The organism is Mesorhizobium sp. WSM4983 (assembly GCF_029625765.1).
Taxonomy (GTDB): domain Bacteria; phylum Pseudomonadota; class Alphaproteobacteria; order Rhizobiales; family Rhizobiaceae; genus Mesorhizobium.
In genome coordinates this window covers 307311-330000 of sequence record NZ_JARTVM010000002.1, presented here as the reverse complement: position 1 = coordinate 330000, position 22690 = coordinate 307311, and the positions used below count along the sequence as shown (strand labels likewise).

Annotated in this window: 16 protein-coding genes, 1 tRNA gene and 2 rRNA genes (1 of these 19 running past the window's edge); 16 read left to right on the top strand and 3 right to left on the bottom strand. The window is 63.1% G+C overall.

The features are described 5' to 3' along the window. From P9254_RS08840 to P9254_RS08785, 12 genes are all read left to right on the top strand, one after another. Positions 1-2894: ribosomal RNA gene (locus P9254_RS08840) — 23S ribosomal RNA — on the top strand; it begins 35 nt to the left of the window's first position. Between the two features lie 248 nt (positions 2895-3142). Next, positions 3143-3257: ribosomal RNA gene (rrf, locus tag P9254_RS08835) — 5S ribosomal RNA — on the top strand. 209 nt (positions 3258-3466) lie between these two features. Then, a tRNA-Met gene (locus P9254_RS08830) sits at positions 3467-3543 on the top strand. A gap of 572 nt (positions 3544-4115) precedes the next feature. Beyond that, a complete protein-coding gene (locus tag P9254_RS08825; RefSeq protein WP_278053235.1) occupies positions 4116-6497 on the top strand; it encodes a phosphoketolase family protein in 2382 nt (793 codons plus the stop codon). 59 nt (positions 6498-6556) lie between these two features. Further along, positions 6557-7732, top strand: coding sequence for an acetate/propionate family kinase (locus P9254_RS08820; protein WP_067319635.1), 1176 nt, complete (start codon positions 6557-6559; stop codon positions 7730-7732). 203 nt (positions 7733-7935) lie between these two features. Continuing rightward, on the top strand, positions 7936-8577 hold the full coding sequence (locus tag P9254_RS08815) for a ThuA domain-containing protein (protein ID WP_067319633.1): 642 nt from the start codon (positions 7936-7938) through the stop codon (positions 8575-8577). Between the two features lie 169 nt (positions 8578-8746). Beyond that, the gene (locus tag P9254_RS08810; protein ID WP_082953630.1) at positions 8747-9490 is read left to right on the top strand and encodes a FadR/GntR family transcriptional regulator; all 744 of its coding nucleotides are present in this window, start codon (positions 8747-8749) and stop codon (positions 9488-9490) included. A 90-nt stretch (positions 9491-9580) separates the two neighbouring features. Next, entirely contained in the window at positions 9581-10744 is a 1164-nt protein-coding gene (gene dgoD / locus P9254_RS08805) for a galactonate dehydratase (protein WP_278053567.1), read from the top strand. A 2-nt stretch (positions 10745-10746) separates the two neighbouring features. Further along, on the top strand, positions 10747-11523 hold the full coding sequence (locus tag P9254_RS08800) for an SDR family oxidoreductase (RefSeq protein ID WP_066990055.1): 777 nt from the start codon (positions 10747-10749) through the stop codon (positions 11521-11523). Between the two features lie 85 nt (positions 11524-11608). After that, the gene (locus P9254_RS08795) at positions 11609-12601 is read left to right on the top strand and encodes a substrate-binding domain-containing protein (RefSeq protein ID WP_245322276.1); all 993 of its coding nucleotides are present in this window, start codon (positions 11609-11611) and stop codon (positions 12599-12601) included. A gap of 64 nt (positions 12602-12665) precedes the next feature. Continuing rightward, positions 12666-14186 carry a sugar ABC transporter ATP-binding protein gene (locus tag P9254_RS08790; RefSeq protein WP_278053234.1) on the top strand — a complete coding sequence of 507 codons (1521 nt, stop codon included), beginning with the start codon at positions 12666-12668 and terminating at the stop codon, positions 14184-14186. Further along, positions 14183-15172, top strand: a complete 990-nt coding sequence (locus P9254_RS08785) for an ABC transporter permease (RefSeq protein WP_082953629.1) — start codon at positions 14183-14185, stop codon at positions 15170-15172. The genes P9254_RS08790 and P9254_RS08785 overlap by 4 nt, the downstream gene beginning before the upstream one ends. Positions 15173-15184: 12 nt before the next feature. On the opposite strand, the gene P9254_RS08780 is transcribed toward P9254_RS08785, so the two are convergent. The 3 genes from P9254_RS08780 to P9254_RS08770 all read right to left on the bottom strand — a co-directional run bounded on the left by P9254_RS08780 (position 15185) and on the right by P9254_RS08770 (position 18539). Next, the gene (locus P9254_RS08780) at positions 15185-16540 is read right to left on the bottom strand and encodes a glutamine synthetase family protein (protein ID WP_067319031.1); all 1356 of its coding nucleotides are present in this window, start codon (positions 16538-16540) and stop codon (positions 15185-15187) included. 289 nt (positions 16541-16829) lie between these two features. Continuing rightward, entirely contained in the window at positions 16830-17528 is a 699-nt protein-coding gene (locus tag P9254_RS08775; protein ID WP_095823551.1) for a GntR family transcriptional regulator, read from the bottom strand. A gap of 201 nt (positions 17529-17729) precedes the next feature. Next, the gene (locus P9254_RS08770) at positions 17730-18539 is read right to left on the bottom strand and encodes a helix-turn-helix transcriptional regulator (RefSeq protein WP_095783587.1); all 810 of its coding nucleotides are present in this window, start codon (positions 18537-18539) and stop codon (positions 17730-17732) included. A gap of 119 nt (positions 18540-18658) precedes the next feature. Between P9254_RS08770 and P9254_RS08765 the strand changes: the two genes are divergently transcribed. The 4 genes from P9254_RS08765 (at position 18659) to P9254_RS08750 (ending at position 22689) form a co-directional block, all read left to right on the top strand. Beyond that, on the top strand, positions 18659-19795 hold the full coding sequence (locus tag P9254_RS08765) for an ABC transporter ATP-binding protein (RefSeq protein WP_278053232.1): 1137 nt from the start codon (positions 18659-18661) through the stop codon (positions 19793-19795). Beyond that, positions 19776-20939, top strand: coding sequence for an ABC transporter substrate-binding protein (locus P9254_RS08760; protein ID WP_278053231.1), 1164 nt, complete (start codon positions 19776-19778; stop codon positions 20937-20939). The genes P9254_RS08765 and P9254_RS08760 overlap by 20 nt, the downstream gene beginning before the upstream one ends. 74 nt (positions 20940-21013) lie before the next feature. After that, entirely contained in the window at positions 21014-21877 is an 864-nt protein-coding gene (locus tag P9254_RS08755) for an ABC transporter permease (RefSeq protein WP_278053228.1), read from the top strand. Further along, the gene (locus tag P9254_RS08750) at positions 21877-22689 is read left to right on the top strand and encodes an ABC transporter permease (RefSeq protein WP_066990030.1); all 813 of its coding nucleotides are present in this window, start codon (positions 21877-21879) and stop codon (positions 22687-22689) included. Before P9254_RS08755 ends, P9254_RS08750 begins: the two co-directional genes overlap by 1 nt. Position 22690 lies beyond the last annotated feature (1 nt).

Below are 22690 nucleotides of genomic sequence, written 5' to 3'. Positions count from 1 at the left end.
GGCATGCACAGGCGATGAAGGACGTGATACGCTGCGATAAGCTACGGGGAGGTGCGAATACCCTTTGATCCGTAGATCTCCGAATGGGGAAACCCACCTAAGGTACTTGGAAAATCAGAGCAGCAGGGCAACTGACGCGACAATCCCAAAAGGATTGAGCGTGGGGCGACGATCTCTTTGGGATCGCGCTGCTTTTGCTGCTGTGGTTTCCAAGTATCGATAATAGGTAACTTATCCTGAATACATAGGGATAAAGTGGCGAACGCGGGGAACTGAAACATCTAAGTACCCGTAGGAAAGGACATCAACCGAGACTCCGGAAGTAGTGGCGAGCGAACCCGGACCAGGCCAGCGGCGATTGAGAGACAAGCGGAACCTTCTGGAAAGTTGGGCCATAGCGGGTGACAGCCCCGTACGCGTAATGCGATCAATCGTCCTTGAGTAAGGCGGGACACGTGAAATCCTGTCTGAAATTGGGAGGACCACCTTCCAAGCCTAAGTACTCGTGCATGACCGATAGCGAACTAGTACCGTGAGGGAAAGGTGAAAAGCACCCCGACAAGGGGAGTGAAAGAGTACCTGAAACCGATTGCCTACAAACAGTGGGAGCCCGTCCTTCAAATCGCTTGACGATTTGAAGAACTTTTGATTTTGCCATCAAGAGCGCAAGCGCTTTGATGGGCGGGTGACCACGTACCTTTTGTATAATGGGTCAGCGACTTAGTGTGACGAGCAAGCTTAAACCGATAGGTGTAGGCGCAGCGAAAGCGAGTCTGAACAGGGCGTTCAGTTCGTCGCATTAGACCCGAAACCGAGTGATCTAGCCATGAGCAGGCTGAAGGTAAGGTAACACTTACTGGAGGGCCGAACCCATAACTGTTGCAATAGTTCGGGATGACTTGTGGCTAGGGGTGAAAGGCCAATCAAACTCGGAAATAGCTGGTTCTCCGCGAAATCTATTTAGGTAGAGCGTCGACCGAATACCCCAGGGGGTAGAGCACTGGATGGGCTAGGGGTCCTCACCGGATTACCAAACCTAACCAAACTCCGAATACCTGGGAGTACTAGTCGGCAGACACACGGCGGGTGCTAACGTCCGTCGTGAAAAGGGAAACAACCCTGACCTACAGCTAAGGTCCCCAAGTTATGGCTAAGTGGGAAAGGATGTGAGGATCCCAAAACAACCAGGATGTTGGCTTAGAAGCAGCCATCATTTAAAGAAAGCGTAACAGCTCACTGGTCTAAATAAGGGTCTTTGCGCCGAAAATGTAACGGGGCTAAAGCCATACACCGAAGCTTAGGGTTCGTGAGCAATCACGAGCGGTAGCGGAGCGTTCTGTAAGCCAGTGAAGCCGTACCCGTGAGGGGCGGTGGAGGTATCAGAAGTGCGAATGCTGACATGAGTAACGTAAGGGGAGTGAGAGACTCCCCCGCCGAAAGACCAAGGGTTCCTGCTTAAAGTTAATCTGAGCAGGGTTAGCCGGCCCCTAAGACGAGGCGGAAACGCGTAGTCGATGGGAATCACGTTAATATTCGTGAGCCTGGAGGTAGTGACGGATCACACAAGTTGTCCAATCTTATCGGATTGAAAGGGCAGCGGAGTGGTTCCAGGAAATAGCTCCTCCTTATAGACCGTACCCGAAACCGACACTGGTGGTCTGGTAGAGTATACCAAGGCGCTTGAGAGAACTATGCTGAAGGAACTCGGCAAATTGCACGCGTAACTTCGGAAGAAGCGTGACCCTTTTTTGCGCAAGCAGAGGAGGGTGGCACAGACCAGGGGGTAGCGACTGTTTATCAAAAACACAGGGCTCTGCGAAGTCGCAAGACGACGTATAGGGTCTGACGCCTGCCCGGTGCTGGAAGGTTAAGAGGAGGGGTGCAAGCTCTGAATCGAAGCCCCAGTAAACGGCGGCCGTAACTATAACGGTCCTAAGGTAGCGAAATTCCTTGTCGGGTAAGTTCCGACCTGCACGAATGGCGTAACGACTTCCCCGCTGTCTCCAGCATAGACTCAGTGAAATTGAATTCCCCGTGAAGATGCGGGGTTCCTGCGGTTAGACGGAAAGACCCCGTGCACCTTTACTATAGCTTTACATTGGCATTCGTAGTGGCATGTGTAGGATAGGTGGTAGGCTTTGAAGCCTGGGCGCCAGCTCAGGTGGAGCCACCCTTGAAATACCACCCTTATCACTATGGATGTCTAACCGCGGCCCGTTATCCGGGTCCGGGACAATGTATGGTGGGTAGTTTGACTGGGGCGGTCGCCTCCTAAAGAGTAACGGAGGCGCGCGATGGTGGGCTCAGAACGGTCGGAAATCGTTCGCTGAGTGCAATGGCATAAGCCTGCCTGACTGCGAGACTGACAAGTCGAGCAGAGACGAAAGTCGGTCATAGTGATCCGGTGGTCCCGTGTGGAAGGGCCATCGCTCAACGGATAAAAGGTACGCCGGGGATAACAGGCTGATGACCCCCAAGAGTCCATATCGACGGGGTTGTTTGGCACCTCGATGTCGACTCATCGCATCCTGGGGCTGGAGCAGGTCCCAAGGGTATGGCTGTTCGCCATTTAAAGCGGTACGTGAGTTGGGTTCAGAACGTCGTGAGACAGTTCGGTCCCTATCTGCCGTGGGTGTAGGAATATTGAAAGGATCTGTCCCTAGTACGAGAGGACCGGGATGGACGGATCTCTGGTGGACCTGTTGTGGCGCCAGCCGCATTGCAGGGTAGCTATATCCGGACGGGATAACCGCTGAAGGCATCTAAGCGGGAAACCCACCTTGAAACGAGTATTCCCTGAGAACCGTGGAAGACGACCACGTTGATAGGCCGGGTGTGGAAGAGCGGCAACGCTTGAAGCTTACCGGTACTAATAGTTCGATCGGCTTGATCGTTCTCATTCCTAATATCCATCCGACAAAGTCGGATGGTCTGCCAGCGCTCACGCATGAGCGGCCCTTACGGGCCTATGCTCCGCGAGGGCGCCGGACGACCGGCGACGCGCAGTCGCGCTTGCGGGCTTCGCCCGTAGGCAAAACGCAGACGTCGCCTTGGCACAAAAACGACGATCCTTTGGATCGCGCTGCGACGATCCTCGGATCGCGCTTGAACAGCTTCTCGATTTGAACGTGCGTTTCGCCGACCTGGTGGTTATGGCGGAGCGGCTGCACCCGATCCCATTCCGAACTCGGCCGTGAAACGCTCCAGCGCTGATGGTACTTCGTCTCAAGACGCGGGAGAGTAGGTCGCTGCCAGGTCTGCCAAGCGCACGTTCATCTCACATCCGGATCCGGATGCAGACAAATCTTCTCCTTGCGATTGTTGTGATGCATGTCGTTGCCTCAAACCGCTAACACTTTTGAGCGACATGCATGAGGCCCGCCAAACGGGATCCCGGGCCGCGCAAGCGGCCCTTTCATTGGGCGGTCCCTTGAATACGGTAAGCGCAAACTTACCTCTATGGTGACGCGGGGTGGAGCAGCCCGGTAGCTCGTCAGGCTCATAACCTGAAGGTCACAGGTTCAAATCCTGTCCCCGCAACCAATCCAAAAACGCCCGCCTCGTGCGGGCGTTTTTGTATCTGGCCATACTGGCCGGCTGATGTGAGCGGTCATCAGGCCCGCAAGCAGCGAACCGACGCCGCGCCGGCAGACAAGCCAAATCCTGTCCCCCACACCAATCCACGGCCCGCCAACGCAGGCCGTTTGCGTTTCGGCCCTACATTGCCCTCAAGCTCGACTCGACTTTTTGCTGCGATGGTCGCCCGGGCGTGCGTCGTCGGAACGATGCTCGAGGAGGAGAGCTTCGCCGTGCGCGTGGAAAGCACCACCGGGGCCTTCGTGGAGCCGGCGGTGCCGAAGTCGGCCTGATGGTGCAAAGCTTGCAAAGCTGAAGAGGCCAACCTCACCAAAGCGGTCGAAACGGCGCTGGCCTTGGCGGCTATAACGCGGCATTGCCGGACGCGTTTCGCGCATCGACGCTACCAGTTCATGTGCTGGCAGTGGGCCGCGTGTCGCAATGGGGCCCGCTCGCGGCGCCGACCGGTCATGAACCGGCGGCGACGTCCATGCGTTGTGTCTCAGCCGGGTGAGTTTGGAACAGCGAAGGAGTCGGAAATGACCACGCATCCCAGCACCAATCGCTTGTCCGCACAGGAGCTGCACGACATCGATGCCTACTGGCGTGCCGCCAACTACCTGACCGTCGGGCAGATCTATCTGCTCGACAATCCGCTGCTTCGCGAGCCGCTTCGGCTGGCGCACGTCAAGCCCAGGCTGCTTGGGCATTGGGGAACCTCGCCGGGCCTCAGCTTCATATACGCGCATCTCAACCGCGCGATCAGACTTCGCGATGTCAACGTCATTTACATCTGCGGCCCCGGCCATGGCGGACCGGCCATGGTTGCAAACAGCTATCTCGAAGGCACCTATAGCGAGATCAATCCGGATATTTCCCTCGAAGAGGCCGGAATGAGGACGCTCTTCCGGCAGTTTTCCTTTCCGGGAGGCATCCCGAGCCATGCCGCTCCCGATGTGCCCGGGTCGATCCATGAAGGCGGCGAGCTCGGCTACGCGCTTTCGCATGCCTTTGGCGCGGCCTTCGACAACCCGGATCTTATCGTCGCCTGCGTCGTCGGCGACGGCGAGGCGGAAACCGGCCCGCTCGCCACATCCTGGCACTGTAACAAGTTCCTCAACCCGGCGCAGGACGGCGCGGTGCTGCCGATCCTCCATCTCAACGGCTATAAGATCGCCAGTCCCACCATTCTCGCCCGCATCTCTGACGAAGAATTGCGGGCGCTATTCGTCGGCTATGGCTACGAACCGCTGTTCGTCGAGGGTGACGATCCGCCCCTGATGCATGAGCGGATGGCCGTCGTACTCGACGATGCGCTGGACCGCATCCAGGCAATTCAGCAGGCGGCGCGCAGCGGCGGAGAGACTGCCGACGGCCGGCCGAAATGGCCGATGATCATCCTTAGAAGCCCGAAGGGCTGGACAGGCCCCAAGGAGGTCGACGGGCTGAAGACCGAAGGATTCTGGCGCGCGCATCAGGTTCCGCTCTCCGGTCTCGCCGAAAACCCTGCGCATCTGAAGATGCTCGAGGAGTGGCTGAGAAGTTATCGGCCCGAAGAGCTTTTCGATGCCGAGGGCGCGCCAGTGGCCATGATCCGCGCCACTGCCCCGCAAGGCGGCAGACGCATGAGCGCCAATCCGCATGCCAATGGCGGCCTGCTGCGCCGCTCCCTCCAACTGCCAAGCCTGCAAGAGCATGCCGTATCTGTCCAGCAGCCCGGCGGCGTGAAAGCAGAGTCGACCCGTGTGATGGGCGGTTTCCTGCGCGACGTCATGGCATTGAACCAAAGCGCCAAAAACTTCCGCATTGTCGGTCCCGACGAGACGGCTTCGAACCGGCTGCAGGACGTCTTCGAGGTGACCGAGCGCGCCTGGATGGAAAAGATTCTGCCCGAAGATGTGCATCTCGGCCGCGAAGGCAGGGTTCTGGAAATCCTGTCCGAGCATACCTGTCAGGGCTGGCTGGAAGGCTATCTGCTTACCGGCCGGCACGGCCTGTTCTCCTGCTACGAGGCCTTCACGCACATTGTCGATTCCATGTTTAACCAGCATGCGAAATGGCTGGATGCCTGCGGCAAGCTGCCGTGGCGGCGGCCGATTGCGTCCTTGAACTATTTGTTGTCGAGCCATGTCTGGCAGCAGGAGCACAATGGCTTCAGCCATCAGGATCCGGGCTTCATCGATGTCGCCTTGAACAAGAAGGCGGACATCGTGCGCGTCTATCTGCCGGCGGATGCCAACAGCCTGCTTTGCGTGACGGATCATGTGCTTCGGACATGGAACCGCATCAACGTGATCGTCGCCGGCAAAGCCAATTCGTGGCAGTGGCTGTCGATCACCGAGGCGAAAGTCCACTGCAAGGCCGGTATCGGCATATGGGAGTGGGCGTCGACCGACGGCGGGGCAGAGCCGGATGTGGTGATGGCCTGCGCCGGCGACGTGCCGACGCTCGAGACGCTGGCCGCGGTCCAAATTCTGAAACGCCACGTTCCCGGCCTCAAGGTGCGGGTGGTCAACATAGTCGACCTGATGACTTTGCAGCCCAAGGAACACCACCCGCACGGCCTGTCGGATCGTGAATTCGACGCGTTTTTCACGGCCGATAAGCCAGTCATCTTCGCGTATCACGGCTATCCATGGACCATCCATCGCCTGACTTACCGGCGGACCAACCACGACAACATCCACGTGCGCGGCTACAATGAGGAAGGGACGACGACGACGCCCTTCGACATGACCGTCCTCAATGGCCTCGACCGCTATCATCTCGTCTTGGGCGTGCTCGACCGCATTCCCGACCCGGCCGGCGCGCATATCCGGCTGAAGCAGGCGATGGAAGGCAAGCTGATCGAGCACCGGGCCTATATCCGCGAGCATGGGCAGGACATGCCCGAGGTCCTCGGCTGGAAATGGGAGCAGTAGTCGATGCCGAAGCGCCAGGCCAAATGGACGAGCGCACGATTGGCCGGGACCGGCCGACCATGACCGATGCCATTCTCGTCCTCAACGGCGGCTCCTCAAGCCTGAAGTTCGCCGTGTTTCAGCAGCAAGACGAGCTTCACCTGCTGGTGCGCGGCAGCGTGTCGTCGATCGGACATCATCCACGATTGCATGTCGCGCCCTCAGAATTGTCACGCGAAATCGACAGGAGCCTGGGGGACGAACCGATCGGGATAGCAAAGGCGTTCGAGGCCATAGTTTCCTATCTCGAGGATCACGCTCTTTTGCGCCGGATCGGCACGGTCGGGCACCGCATCGTCCATGGCGGGCAAGAACTTACCCAAGCGACCTTGCTCGACGAGCGCACGCTCGACGCGCTGCATAGGCTTGAGCCGCTCGCACCGATCCATCAGGCGATCAACCTGGAGATCGTCCAACTGGCCGGTCGGCTTTTGCCCGAAGCCAAGCAGGTCGGCTGCTTCGATACGGCCTTTCACACGGCGCGGCCGGAGCTTGCCAGGCTCTATGGCTTGCCGCGAGAGATGTCGGAACAGGGCATCGTCTCCTACGGCTTCCACGGGCTCTCCTACAGGCACATCGCAGCGAAGCTCCGCGAGCGCTACGGCGACGCTGCCGGTGGCCGAACGATTGCCGCCCATCTCGGCAGCGGCGCGAGCCTGTGTGCGATGAAGGCAGGAGTAAGCCTCGCCACGACCATGGGTTTCTCGACGCTTGACGGCCTCGTCATGAGCACCCGTTGCGGCGCCATCGATCCTGGCGTGATCCTGCACCTTCTGCAGGAGCGCAAGCTGTCGGCCGACCGAGTGACCGAATTGCTCTACGAGCAGTCCGGCCTGCTGGGCGTATCCGGCATTTCCGGAGACATGCAGGCGCTGCTTGGGTCGAAAGACCCGGCGGCGGCGCGTGCCGTCGCGCTCTTCGTCTATCGCGCCGGACGTGAGATCGGATCGCTCGCGGCCGCGCTTGGAGGCCTCGACACGCTCGTGTTCACCGCCGGCATCGGCGAAAATGCATGGCAGATCCGGCAAGAGATCTGCGAGGCTGCTGCCTGGCTTGGTGTCGTGGTCGACCATGGTTTAAATCGCAGCGGCGAAGCGCTGGTCAGCGCGCGAGAGTCCAGCGTCGATGTTCTTGTCATTCCGGCCGACGAGGAACGTGCCGTGGCCACGCAGCTCCTCGACTTCGACACGGTCTGATCTCCCCGCGGCAGGATCGCAGGGATCAGCTCGGTAACTGGCGCAGAGCTTCCGCTGAACCAGGACGAGCGTCGGGCGATCGGGCGTCGCGCGGGCCGTTTTCGTTCGCGTCACTTTCCCTTCAAGCTCGACTCGGCGATGGTCAGCCCGGCGCCTCGCTGCCCTATATCCGGCCGCGCGGCCAAATGCATAAGGAGCGGAAGATGCGGCAGGCACTGATCGTATGGGGCGGCTGGGAAGGGCATGAACCCGAAGCCGGGGCGCGCCTCCTCAAAGCGATGCTTGAGGAGGAAGGCTTTGCCGTGCGCTTGGAAAATACGACCGCGGTGTTCGCCGACCCGGCGATCGCCGACCTCAGCCTGATCGTGCCGATCTACACCATGTCCAAGCTCGCCAAGGCCGAAGAGGCGAACCTCACCAAAGCGGTCGAAAACGGCGTCGGCCTCGGCGGCTATCACGGCGGCATGGGCGACGCGTTTCGCGAATCGACGGACTACCAGTTCATGTGCGGCGGCCAGTGGGTTGCCCATCCCGGCAACATCATCGACTATCGTGTGAATATCGTGCGGCGCGACGACCCGATCGTGGCAGGCATCGACGATTTCCAATACCGCTCCGAGCAATATTACATGCATGTCGATCCATCGAACGACGTGCTGGCGACCACCACCTTCTCGGGCGAGCACGCGCCGTGGATCGCCGGCGTTGTCATGCCCGTGGTTTGGAGGCGCCGGCACGGCAAAGGGCGGGTGTTCTATTCGTCGCTCGGCCACGCGGCCAAGGAATTCGAGGTGCCGCAGATGCGCACCATCCTGCGCCGCGGACTTGTGTGGGCGGCGCGCTGAGCGCGCCCGTCGGTGCGGGCTGACGCCGGTGGCGGCCGGATTTCCCGAACCGAAAGCATCACCGACCCGCTCCTATGATCATGACAGATCGTATGAATGAGTGATTTACATAAGACGTAAGCTTTCATACAACTGCCGGCAGCAACTTGCTCTATCGGGAGAGGATTGCGTGGAAAATATCGTTCCTTCGGACGCAACCGGGTGGATGCCTTCGGTCGACCAGGGCGGCGCAAGCGTGCACAACGCCGTCGTCAGCGTGCTGGGCAGCCGCATCCTGGGCGGCGACTATGCTCCCGGTGCAGCCTTGCCGCGCGAGGAGGAGCTCTGCGCCATGCTGGGCGTCAGCCGCACCTCGGTTCGGGAAGCGGTCAAGGTGCTGTCGGCGAAAGGTCTTGTCGAGGCCAGGCGGCGGGCGGGAGTGCGCGTGCTGCCGCGCGACAGCTGGCGCCTGCTCGACCCGGTGGTGCTCGGCTGGCACCCTTCCATCCAGGATGACGAGGAGCTGGTTTCCGGCCTGCTCGAGGCGCGCCGCATCTTTGAGCCGGCGGCGGCCGAGCTTGCGGCAAGGCGCGCCAGCGCCGCCGATCTCGCCGAAATCGAACGCGCGGTCGTCGGCATGCGCGACAATATCCCGGGCGACCTCAACGCGGTCTGCCAGGCGGACCTTGCCTTCCACAAGGGCGTCATCGCCGCCAGCCATAATGTCGTGCTCAAGGGGCTGGTTGGCATGCTGGAAGCTGCCCTGCGCGCCACTTTCCTGGTCACCAATCCGTTGATGGAGGCGCAATCGCGCGCGCTGTCGGCGCATGTCGCGGTGCTGGAGGCGATCCGCGTCCGCGATACCGCCGGCGCCCGCGGCGCCATGAACAGGCTGCTTGACATCGCCGCCGACGATCTTCACGCCAGAGGGTGACGTTTCCGGCTTGACGCCATTTTTTATCATATGATATTTCAATTTCATATGATCTAATTAGCGTCATGGGAGGTGTTGCGCTTGAGGATCGTGGCCATCACCACGCGCGTCGTGAACGCGGATATGCGCAACTGGGTGTTCGTGCGTGTCGAGACCGACCAGCCGGGCCTCTACGGTTGGGGCGAGGCGACGCTGGAATGGAAGACCCAGGCCGTCGTCGGCGCCGTCAATGACCTCGCGCCGCTTCTGGTCGGCCGCGACCCGCGCGACATCGAGCAGGCGGTGCGCATCCTCAAAAAGCACTCGTTCTGGCGGCTCGGCGTCATCGGCATGTCGGCGGTTTCCGGCATCGAGCTGGCGCTCTGGGACATTTTTGGCAAATGGCTCAATCAGCCGGTCTGGCGCTTGCTCGGCGGCAAGGTGCGCGACCGGGTCAAGGTCTACACGCATCTCGGCCTCGGCGACATGCGCGCCGTCTACGAAACGTTGGAGACCGAGCCGTTGGTGCGGCGCGCCTCCGAAGTGGTTGCCACGGGCTATCGCGCGCTGAAGGCCGTCTTCATCCCCTACAGCCACTATCATGCGCCGCTCGTCGAGGTCGACAAGGTCGGCCGCCTAATGGAGGCGCTGCGCAAGACAGTCGGTCCCGAAGTCGAGATCATGGTCGATTTCCACGGCCGTCCCGCCTCGGCCTCCACCGCGCTCGCCTATATCGACGCGCTTGCGCCCTACCGACCGATGTTCGTCGAAGAGCCGCTGCCGCCGGGCGAGACCGGCGCGCTGGCGCAGCTCGTCGCCAAATCGCGCGTGCCGATCGCCACCGGCGAGCGGCTGATCGATCGTCCCGAATTCGACGACCTTTTCCGGGCAAGGGCGGTCGACATCGTGCAGCCGGACATCTGCCACTGCGGCGGCCTGCTCGAGGCGAAGAAAATCGCCGCCATGGCCGAGGCGGTCTCGGTCGGTGTGGCGCCGCACAATCCGCTCGGTCCGATCGCCGGCGCGGCGGCGCTGCATTTCGCGGTCTCCACGCCCAATCACCTGATCCAGGAAGAGATGGTCGGTGCCGTGCCCTGGTATTTCGAGGTGGTGAAGGGGCCGATCCGCATGATCGACGGCTGCTGGCAGGTGCCGGATGCGCCCGGGCTCGGCGTCGAGGTCGACGAAGCGGTCGCCGACCGGCATCCCTACAGGCCGGAGGTCATGCACACCACCAATGCCGTCCTTGCCGACGGCACCATCGTGGACTGGTGACCATGGCCGGGCGACTGAAGGACAAGGTGGTGATTGTCACCGGCGCCGGGCGCGGCATCGGCGAGGCGACGGCGCGCGCGATGGCCGCCGAGGGTGCGGCCATCGTCGTGGCCGAAAAGGATGCGCTCAGCGGAAAGAGCGTTGCCGCGTCGCTGGTCGAAGCCGGCGCTCGGGCGCTGTTCGTGGAGACCGACGTCGCCGATATCGCATCCTGCAAAGCGATGGCCGAGCAAGCGCTTGCCACCTTCGGCCGCATCGACGTGCTGGTCGCCAATGCCGGCATCAACGTTTTCCACGAGCCGCTGGAAACCACGGAAGAGGAATGGCGGCGCTGCTTTGCCGTCGATCTCGACGGGGTGTGGTATTCGGCGCGCGCCGTGCTGCCGGCGATGCGGGCTCAGACGCAGGGTTCGATCGTGGCGATCGCTTCGTGCCATTCTTTCGCGATCATCCCCTCGACCTTTCCCTATCCGGTTGCCAAGCACGGACTGCTCGGCCTGGTACGATCGCTCGGCGTTCAATACGCGGCCGAAGGTGTTCGCGTGAACGCGATCGCACCCGGCTACATCGAGACGCAGATCGCGGTCGACTACTGGAACACCTTTCCTGATCCGCAGGCGGAGCGCCAGCGCACCTACGACCTGCACCCGCCGCGCCGCATCGGGCGGCCGGAGGAGGTGGCGATGACTGCCGTCTTCCTCGGCTCCGACGAGGCCCCGTTCATCAACGCGGCCTGCATCGTCATCGATGGCGGGCGCTCGGTTCTCTACCACGAATGAGGTTTCGCACCGGCGGCCGGTCGCCGGAAACGTCTTCAAGCAAAAAAGACTCCCGCCGGCCGGGATCGATATGGAGGAGGAAACCATGAAACGCATGATCAGGATGTGGCTTGCTGTGGCCGCGACCGCAGCCGTCGCGCTGACGGTCCATGGCGCCGGCGCGCAGGACAAGATGAAGTTCGGCTATATCAACAAGATGGGCGACCATCCCTGGTTCGTCCGCGAGGTGAAGGGTGCCAAGGACAAGGCCGCCGAGCTCGGCGTCGACCTGCTTGTCCAGGACGTTCAGTTCGACGCCAACCTCGCCGTCACCACCTTCGACACCTATGTCGGCGACGGCGTCAAGGGCATCGCCGTGGTGGTGCCGGACCGCTCGCTCGGCCCGGTCGTCGCCGACAAAGCAAAGGCCGCCAAGATCGGCCTGATTGCTGTCGACGACGACATCGCCTTCGCCGACGGCACGCCGGTCGCCTATGTCGGCATGAACGCGCTCAACATCGGCAAGCAGGTCGGCGGCGAGATTGCCCGCATCGTCAAGGCCGAAGGCTGGGACAAGGACCTCTCCAAGGTGCGCGTGGGCTCGATCGAGGACCAGAAGGCCGACACCTGCATGCGCCGCAACAAGGGCGCGGAGGAAGCGCTGGTCGCGGCGATCCCGGAGATCAAGTCGCGCATCGTCTCGATTCCCTACGACAACACAATGGTCAACTCGATCGATGTCGTGTCGACGACGCTGACGGCCAATCCGGACGCCGAGAAGTGGATCTTCTACTCCTGCAATGACGACGGCGTGCTCGGCGGCGTGCGCGCCACGGAGAATGCCGGCATGAAGCCGGAGAACGTCATCGGCATCGGCATCGACGGTTCCCGCTCCTGCGAGGCCTTCGGTTCCGGCAAGCCGACGGGCTTCCGCGGCACCATGTGGCTGGACAGCGCCAAGCACGGCGCCGCCGCTATCCAGGCGCTCTACGACCAAGCTACCGGCAAGGAGATGCAGAAGGACTATTTCCAGGACGCCACGCTGATCAGCGGCGAGAACTTCGCCAAGTTCAAGGACACTCTCGGTTGCAAGTCCTAGGCTCCCTTTCGGGCTCGGGGCGGATGGCCTTTGGGCGGGCGGCTTCAAAGGGAGTCTCCCGCCCATGACCGTGCCCGTCGTTGCCGTCGAAGGCGTCAGCAAGCGCTTCGGCGCCGTGCAGGCGCTGCGCGACGTGTCGGTCGCTTTCAACGTCGGCGAGATCACCGCGCTGATCGGCGAGAACGGCGCCGGCAAGTCGACGCTGATGCGCGTGCTGGAGGGCGAGCATCGGCCGGATAGTGGCCGGGTCCTGGTCGACGGGCAGCCGGTGCAGCTCAGCTCGCCGCGCGCCGCACACGGCTCGGGCATCCGCGTCATCCACCAGGAGCCGGAGATCATCCCGGAGCTTACGGTGGCGGAAAACATCTTCATCGGCGACATCAAGGCGCGGGGCGCAATTTTTCTCGACCGCGCTGATCTCGAAAGACGCAGTCTCGACCTGTTGCGCACCTTTGGCGTGGTCGACGTGCTTTCGCCCGGGCAGCGCTGCCATGGCCTGAGCCCGGCGCTCAGGCAGCTGATCGAAATCATGCGCGCGCTGCGGCCGGGCGCGCGGCTGCTTGCCTTCGACGAGCCGACCTCGTCTTTGACGGAGGACGAGGCGCAACGGCTGTTCCGCGTCATCCGGCGCCTGAAGGCCGATGGTGTCGCGGTGATCTACATCTCGCACCGGCTGCGCGAGATCATCGAGCTTGCCGATCGGTGCGTGGTGATGCGCGACGGCAGCCGCGTCGCCGACGAACCAATCGCGGCGCTCGACGAGCAGCGCATGGTGCGGCTGATGGTCGGCAGGCCGGTAAGCGACCTGTTCAACCGAAAAGTGCGTGCGCTCGGGCCGGTCCGGCTGGCGCTCGAAGGCGTCACGACACGCCGCGTCGACGGGATCAGCTTCGAGGTCAGGGCAGGCGAGATCGTCGGCCTGGGCGGATTGGTCGGCGCGGGACGGACGGAAGTCGCGCGCGCCGTCGTCGGCCTCGATCCACTGCTCTCCGGGCGGATGGCCGTCGGCGGCCGGCCTTACAGGCCGCGCGAGCCGGCGGATGCGGTTGCCGCCGGAATCGGGCTGGTGCCGGAGGACCGCAAGCAGGAGGCCCTGCTTTTGATGCAGGCGGTGCGCGACAATGTCAGCCTCGTGGTACCCGACAAGGTGTCGCGCTACGGCTTCTTCAGCCGCAGGCGCGAGCGCGCGCTGGTCGCCCGCCATGTCGCCGAGCTCCGGGTCAAGACGCCGTCGATCGAGCAGGCCGTCGGGAAATTGTCCGGCGGCAACCAGCAGAAGGTCGTCTTCGCGCGCTGGCAGGCACGGGGGCCGGCGGTCCTGATCCTCGACGAGCCGACGCGCGGCATCGATGTCGGCGCCAAGGCGGAGATCTACAGGCTCATCGAAAGCCTGGCCGACCAGGGCCTCGCCATCCTGCTCATCTCCTCGGAGATGCCAGAGCTGCTCGGCCTTGCCGACCGCGTCCTGGTCATGCAGAGCGGCCGCATCAGCGGCGAGCTGCCGTGGCAAGAGGCGAGCGAGGAGGCGGTGCTGGCACTGGCCATGCGCTCGGACAAGAAAGCAATCGAAAGGAGGGTGTCGTGACCGATACCGCGACCGCCGGACGCGAGCGCGCGCCGGCCAGCCTGTTTGGCCGCATCGGCGCGCAAAACATCAGCCTGCTGATCGCTCTGGTCGTGCTGCTGGCGATCTTTGGCGTGTTGAGGCCGGACGTCTTCTTCACGCCGCGCAACCTGATCAACATAGGCCTCGCGGTCACCATTCTCGGCATCCTGGCAATGGCGCAGACCGTCGTCATAGTATCGGGCGGGCTCGACATCTCGGTCGGGTCGATCGTCGGCCTGAGCACGATGGTGCTGGCCGTCGCCGCCCAGGAAACCGGCTCGATCCCCGCCGGCATCCTCGCCGGCCTGCTCGCCGGATTGCTGGCAGGCGCAGTCAACGGGCTGATCATCGTCTACGGGCCGGTCAATGCGGTGATCGCGACGCTTGGCACGATGTCGGCCTTCCGCGGCCTCGCCTATCTGATGAACAACGGCAATTCCATACCGATCACCGGCGACAGCCTACGCGCGCTGGGCATCGGCACGCTGTTCGGGCTGCCCTTCGCCATCTGGCTGCTGATCGCGGCGATGGCGGCTTTCATCGTCTTCACCCGTGAGACGGTCGTCGGCCGCAACATCTACGCGCTCGGCGGCAATCCGACGGTGGCGCGGCTCGCCGGCATCCCGATCCGCCGCTACCAGATCTCGATCTATGCGATGAGCGGCTTCGCGGCGGCGGTGGCGGGACTGGTGCTGGCCAGCCGCACCATGTCCGGACAGCCCGCCTCCGGCAGCCAGGGGCTGGAGCTAGAGGCTATCACCGCCGCGATCCTCGGCGGCTGCGCGCTGCAGGGCGGCAAGGGCACGATCATCGGCGCCATGTTAGGGGTGCTGATCATCGGCGTCCTCAACAACGGCATGATCCTGACCTCCGTGCCGACCTTCTACCAGCTGCTCGCCAAGGGCGCGCTGCTGATCCTGGCCGTCATCGTGCAAGAGCGCCAGCGGGCCCGGTCGGGAGAATAGCCCCGCGCGGGGTTAGACGCTTTCGAGATAGGTCTCGATCTCGAAGTCGCTGACATTGAGCGCGAAGGTGTTCAACTCCTGGCGTTTGCAGGCGATGAAAGCGTCGCGCAGCACGGCCGGGAAGATTTCGGCGACGCGCTTGCCGGTCTCGAAGGCGGCGATCGCCGAGGCCCAGTCAGGCGGCAGCTTGGCAAGCGTGAGGCCCTGTCCCTCGCCGCCGGTCGGCTCGCCAGGCGACAGCTGCCGCTCGATGCCCATCAGCGCGGCACCCAGGATCGCCGCCAGCACCAGATAGGGATTGGCGTCGGCGCCGGAAACGCGATGCTCGATGCGGCGCGCGGCAGACGGGCCGCCTGGAATGCGGATCGCCACCATGCGGTTTTCGTAGCCCCAGGCGACAGCCGTCGGCGCATAGGAGCGCGGGCGCAAGCGGCGGTAGGAGTTGAAATGCGGCGCGAACACCAGCGTGCTTTCGGCCATGGCCGCGAGCAGGCCGCCGACGGCGTGGCGCATGGTGTCGGAGCCCTGGTCGCTGCCGTCGTCGAAGATGTTGCGGCCGTCCTTGTCGAGCACGCTGAAATGAACATGGAAACCGTTGCCGGCGCGCTCGCCATAGGGCTTGGCCATGAAGCAGGCGGCAAAGCCGTGCTTGCGCGCGATGCCCTTGACCGTGCGCTTGAAAAGCACGGCGTCGTCCGCGGCGCGCAAGGCATCCGGAACGTGGTTGAGGTTGATCTCGAACTGGCCGACGCCGTTCTCGGCGATCGCCGTATCGACCGGAATGCCCTGCATGCGGCAGGCTTCGTAGATGTCGTGGATGAAGCCTTCGAAATCGTCGATTTCGTCGATCGAAAGCGCCGCATCGGAATCGAGACGCCGGCCGGTGACCGGCGAGACAGGACCGACCGGACGCTGCGATGTCGGATCGACGAGATAGAATTCAAGCTCGGTCGCGGTAACCGGCGTCAGACCAAGCGCTGCGTAGCGGTCGAGGATGCGGGCGAGCGCGCGGCGCGGATCGCCGAGATAGGGTGCGCCGGCCTCGTCGGCGAGCCACAGGGGCAAAAGCGCCGTCGGATGCGCCGTCCAGTTGACGGGCAGGATGCCGCGTCCGGTCCAATGGCAAAGCCCGTCGGCGTCACCGGTCGAGAAAACCTGGGCGTTGCCTTCGATGTCCTCTCCCCAGATGTCGAGCCCGATCAGCGAATAAGGCATGCGCAGCTTGCCTTCGAGCGCCTTGCGCGCCTGCTCGACCGGGATGCGCTTGCCGCGCATGATGCCGTTCAGGTCGCACACCGCGGCCCGCAGGCTCTGGATGTCGCTTCTGCTTTCAAGCCAGTTCAAAACGTCCGCAATTGCATCGCCCAATTTCCAGGCCCTGTTCTTTCGGAGGTGCTGCAGCCGTTCCGGCTACGATATCCATTCTACAGCTTGTGAGTTTATGAAGGTCGCCACGGATGGTTCCAGGCGATGTTCCTTCATTTTTTCAATTCACTAGCTGGGATATCGGGCGGCATTTTGGGTCCATAGCTGCGATCTGCGATCGCAACATAGCTGGCCGCTAGGGGAAAGCCAAGGGGGCATTTGCGCGGTCAACGGTGATCTGGCTGCCGGTATCGTGATGGCCGAGGGCAATCCCTCGATCTACGCTGAGGCACTAGTGCCGCAATTCAGGAAACTTGATCTGTTTGAGAATGTGCGTCGCGCCCTCGTCGATGTCGCGCACGATGGCCGCGCGGGCTCGTTCGCCGTCCTGGACCTCGATCGCCGCCACGACCTCTTCATGATAGTCGATGCCGAGAATGCCGGCGAGGTCGTCCTCGAAGCCGATGCGCAGGTTGCGGAGGAAGGGGCCCACCTGCATCCACACGGTCTCGATCAGGAAGATCATCTGCTCGTTGCCGCAGTGGCGGTAGATCGAGAATTTGAAGTCGTGATTCTTGCGCAGGTAATCGTCGATGTCGCCGCTGCGGGCGGCCTGGGTGAGCTCTGTGCAATGCCGGCGGATGGCGCGCAGATTGTTGCCATTGATGAGGCCGGTGGCGAGCTCAGTGGCCGTGCCTTCCAGGACCATGCGCACGTCGGTGAGCTGCTGGAAACGGTCGGCCGAAATCATCGGCACCTCGACGCTTCCGTTCGGCATCGGGCTCAGCGCCCTGAGCGCCTGCAGCCGCATGAAGGCGCTGCGCACCGGCATGTCGCTGGTGCCGAGCTCCTTGGCGAGCTTCCGCGAGGTCAGCTTCTGGCCGGGCTGGAGCTGACCCGACATCAGCGCCCGCACCAGTTCCAGATAGACTTTCTCATGCAGCGGTACTGTGTCGAGGGCAGTCAGTCCGAATTGTGTTTTGTCGGCCATTGGCTATGCGCTACTTCGTCCGTCCCTGAAATCTGTTTAGCCGCTCTGTCCGCAACCGGAGACTTGGCCGGCGGCCCTCGATCCGCACGATAGACGGTTAACGCGCGGCGCCGCAAGTGAGGCAGGGGCGGCCTCCTGACTGGCCCGAACGGCGCCCTCGGCATGCGTGCCGTGGAGCGGTTCCATTTGGCTGGAGACGCGCTATCCGATGCGCGCGTCGATGATCTCGACGAAGCGCGCGAAGAGGCCGGCCTGCGACCTGATCTTGAGCTTGCGATAGATGTTGCGGCGATGGACCTTCACGGTCCCTGGGACGATCCTGAGCGCCCTGGCGATCGATTCCGTCGAGTGACCCTGGAGCACTAGGTCGACGACCTGTTTCTCGCGCGAGGTCAGCGACAGGCTCTTCCAGATGTGGGCGCGATCCAGCTCATTGGTCACCGCCGCAGCTTCGCCCGGCGGCGCAACCGTGGTCTCTTCGGCAGGCAAGGCTGGCCAGCGCTGTCGGCAGAAGCCGACCACCGCGGGAGCCATGTCGCGCAACAGCCTAGCGTCGGCTGTTCCGAACGGCCCCGAGGCGCGCAGCCGCATCAGCGACAGCACCAGCGCATCCTTGCCGGCCAGCGGAACGAAGAAGCCGACCTCCTCGGCGAGCCGGGTCTGGCTGTAGTACGAGCGGTAGTACTCGCTGGCATAGAAGCGGTCCGGCGCCAACTCGCGCATGCGCCAGAAGCCTTCCCTGCGCTCGACCGCGGCGTGATGGAAGGGGTCGAGCAGATAGGGCCCTTCCTGATAGAGCGCGACGAAGATGTGGCTTTCGGCCGGCGAGAAGGTCTCGAACAGAAGCGGCGGCCGCGCAGCACCCCGATAGCCGAAGACGACGCAGTGATCGAAGCGGACATGCCCGCGCAGCCAGCCGACGATCGCCTTGCCGAAATGATCGCCGGTCTCGCGCGCCGCGGCAATCACGGCGCCGAGCGCGTTGTAGTCGTCGCTGCGGGAGGCGCTCAATTCATACCCCTCGAAATGCTAAAATCAATTAAATATACCACCCGCGAGGTATATACTAGGCGCCATTGGCTCTGCTAGCTTTGCAAAGATTGCCTCACGCTGTCGCTGGAGCCCGTGGCTTGACTGCAGTGCCCGATATCGAGTTTCGCGCGGTCACCAAGCGCTACGGCGCCGTCACGGCGGTCAGCGGCATCGACCTTGCCATCCCGCCCGCGGCCTTCGTCGCCCTGCTCGGACCATCCGGCTGCGGCAAGACGACATGCCTGCGTATGATCGGCGGCTTCGAGCAGCCGAGCGACGGGCAGGTGCTGATCCGCGGCCGCGACATGGCCGGAACGCCGCCTTATCGGCGTCCGGTCAACATGGTGTTCCAGCAGTACGCGCTGTTTCCGCATCTCGATGTCGAGGAGAACATCTCCTACGGACTGCGCCAGGCAAGGCCGCGTCTGTCATCGCGCGAGATCAGCCTGAAGGCAGGCGAGGCGTTGGCCTTGGTGCAGCTTGCGGGCTACGGACGCCGCAAGATTCACGAGCTTTCCGGCGGCCAGCAGCAGCGCGTCGCGCTCGCCCGGGCGCTGGTCAACAAGCCTGCGGTGCTGCTGCTCGACGAGCCGCTGGCGGCGCTCGACAAGAAGCTGCGCACAGACATGCAGATCGAGCTGCAGAACCTGCAGCGCGAAATCGGCATCACCTTCGTTCTGGTCACCCACGACCAGGAGGAGGCGCTGTCGATGAGCGACTTCGTGTGCGTCATGAATGGCGGCCGCGTGGTGCAAATCGGCCAGCCGAGCGAGATCTATGACGAGCCGGCCGATCTGTTCGTCGCCGATTTCGTCGGCAAGACGAATCTGCTCAGCGGCAAGGTGGCCGGGCTCTCCGGCGACCTCGTCGACGTGGCGCTCGCCGACGGCACGGTGATTTCGGCGCGCAAGCGGGTACCGCTCAGCCGGGGCGAGGCCGTATCCGTCAGCCTTCGGCCGGAATCGCTCAGCCTCTCGGCGCCCGGAGGCGGCGGCCTCAAGGGCATTGTCCGTAACCGCATCTTTCTTGGCTCGACCGCGGAATACGCGATCGAAGTGCAGGGCATTGGATCATTGCTTACCAAGGCCGATCACGTGACTGGCCGGGGCAACCTTTTCAAGCCGGGCGAACCCGTCGCCATCGGCTTCGCCGCCGGAGCGCCGCTGGCGTTTCCGCAACCTAAGAACAACGGGACCAACCAGAGGGAAGACCAACATGTCAAAATCCTATCGTGACGGACTGCCGATAAGCCCCGAAAAATTCGTCGACCAATTGATGCGCCTGAAGCGCGGCTCGATCAGCCGGCGCGACTTCCTTGGCCTCACCGGCCTCGGTGTCGCGACCGCGGTGATGGCGCGCGAGCTCGGCATCATGCCGACACCGGCCTTCGCTGCCGAGAACCTCGGCGACCGCATGTCGATCGCCACCTGGCCGAACTATCACGACCCGCAGACCTTCGAGAACTTCAAGGCCGAGACGGGCGTGGCCGTCGAGGTCAACGTCTTCGGTTCGAACGAAGAGATGCTGGCCAAGCTGCAGGCCGGCGGCTCGGGCTGGAGCCTGTTCGTGCCGACCAACTACACCATCTCGACCTATAAGAAGCTCGGCATCATCGAGCCGCTGGACATGGCCAAGCTCGGCAATTTCGACGGCAGCAAGGAAGATGCCCGCTTCACCGCGGAAGGCACGATCGACGGCACGATCTACGCCGTGCCGAAGAACTGGGGCACGACCGGCTTTGCCGTCAACACGAAGAAGCTCGCCAAGCCGATGTCGAGCTGGAAGGAATTCTGGGATACTGCCATGGCGGAAGGCGATGGCCGCACCATGGTGCACGACTACCAGCTGACCACGATCGGCAATGCGCTGAAATATCACGGCTACTCGTTCAACTCGCTGAAGCAGGACGAGCTCGCCAAGGCCGAGGAACTGCTGCTCAAGGTCAAGCCGCATCTCTTCGCGGTGTCGAGCGACTATCAGCCGTCGATGCGCTCGGGCGACGCCTGGATGACGATGTGCTGGACCAATGACGGCGCGCAGCTTCATCGTGATATTTCAGAAATCGCCTATGTGCTCGGCAAGGAGGGCGGCGAGATCTGGACCGACTTCTACGCCATCCCGAAGGACGCGCCGAACAAGCCGGCCGGCTATGCGCTCCTCAACTACCTGATGAACCCGAAGGTCGCCGTCAAGGAGCATCTGGCCAATGGCGCGCCCTCGACCGACGCGCGGGTCAACGCGCTGCTGCCGAAGGAGGTGCTCGAGAACCCGATCCTCTATCCGGCCGCCAAGCTTCTGAAGCCGCTCGAGTTCGGCGCCGCCGCGACGCTGACCGATCCGGGCCGCGCCGAGCTGATGGCGCGCTTCAAGGCCGCGTGAGTCAGGGCACCAACTCCGGTCAAGTTCTTACCGCCGGCGGGCCAAGGTCCGCCGGCGCCGAAGCGGCTTTTTCAATGCGCGGCAGGTTCCTTCGCAAAAATCTTCTGACGGCCCTGCTACTCGCTCCGGCGACGCTGTGGCTCGTCGTGTTCCTGGTCTTGCCGTTCGTCGCCATCGCCGTCTTCAGCGTCGGTGAGCGGGCACCCGAGGGCGGCTACCAGGCAGCGTTCACCTTCGCTCAATATGCCAACCTGCCGGCACGGGCGACCGCCTTCTGGAACACGATGGTGCTGGCGCCGGTCGGCGCGCTGGCCTGCCTCCTCGTTGCCTATCCCGTCGCCTATTACCTGGCGCTGCGCGCGCCGCAGCGCTGGCGGCTGATCCTGCTCGCGCTGATCGTCATCCCGTTCTGGACCAGCCTTCTGATGCGCACCTATGCCTGGATGTACATCCTTGGCGGGCGCGGCATTCCCGCCCTGCTCGCCTATATAGGCATCGAGGATCTCAGGCTGATCAACACGCCTGGCGCCGTGCTGCTCGGCATCGTCTATGGCTATCTTCCGCTGATGATCCTGCCGATTTATGTCAGCCTCGAACGGCTCGACCGGCGGCTGCTCGAGGCGTCCGCCGATCTGGGTGCTACGCCGCTATCGACCTTCCTCGGCGTTACGCTCCGGCTGTCGCTGCCGGGCGTGATGACCGGCTTCTCGCTGGTGATGATCCTGCTGCTCGGCGAGTATCTGATCCCGACGCTGCTTGGCGGCGGCAAGGTGTTCTTCATCGGCAACGCCTTGGTCGACCTCTTCTTGCAGTCACGCAACTGGCCGTTCGGATCGGCGATTGCCATCACGCTGGTGCTGGTCTCGGTCGTGGTGCTGATCATCGCCAGCCGCCTCTCGACTCGGCTTTCGGGCGCCCGCCGCGTGGACCTGATCTGATGCGCGCCTTCGTCGTTGCCGTCTTTGCTTTCCTCTATCTGCCGATCGCGCTGGTCGTGCTGTTCTCGTTCAATGCGGGCCACCACGCCAGCGAGTTCACCGGCTTCTCCGAGCAATGGTACGGCAAGGCGCTGTCAAACCCGTTCCTTGTCGAGGCGCTGAAGAACAGCCTGTTCATCGCCACCACCAGCGCGCTGCTCGCGGCCTTCTGCGGCACGGCCGCGGCGCTCGGGCTGCAGCGTGTCGGCGCGCGGACAAGGGGCGTGTTCGACGCGTTGCTGGGTGCCGCGATCGTTGTGCCGGGCGTCGTCATCGGCATCTCGACGCTGGTGGCCCTGGTGCAGCTCTTCGCCGTCGTTAACCCGTTCCTCGCTTCGGTTTGGCCGACCGACCAGCCGCCGCGCCTGGCGCTCGGCTACGGCTCGATCATCGCCGCGCACGGCCTGTTCTCGATGGCGCTGGTGACGATGATCGTCGGCACGCGGCTCAGCAGCCTCGACCGCAACCTGGTCGAGGCCTCGAGCGATCTCTATGCAACACCGCTGACGACGTTCCGCTCGATCGTGCTTCCGCAGATCATGCCGGCTGTGATTGCCGGCTTCCTGCTCGCCTTCACCTTCTCCTTCGACGACTTCATCATCGCCTTCTTCGTCGCCGGCGCGCAGACGACCTTGCCGATCTATGTCTTTGCCTCGATCCGACGCGGGGTGACGCCGGAGATCAACGCCATCGCGACGATCGTGCTCGCCGCCTCGGTGCTGCTCGTCCTGCTCGCGCAATGGCAGCTCGGCCGACGAAAACCATCGCCGTGAA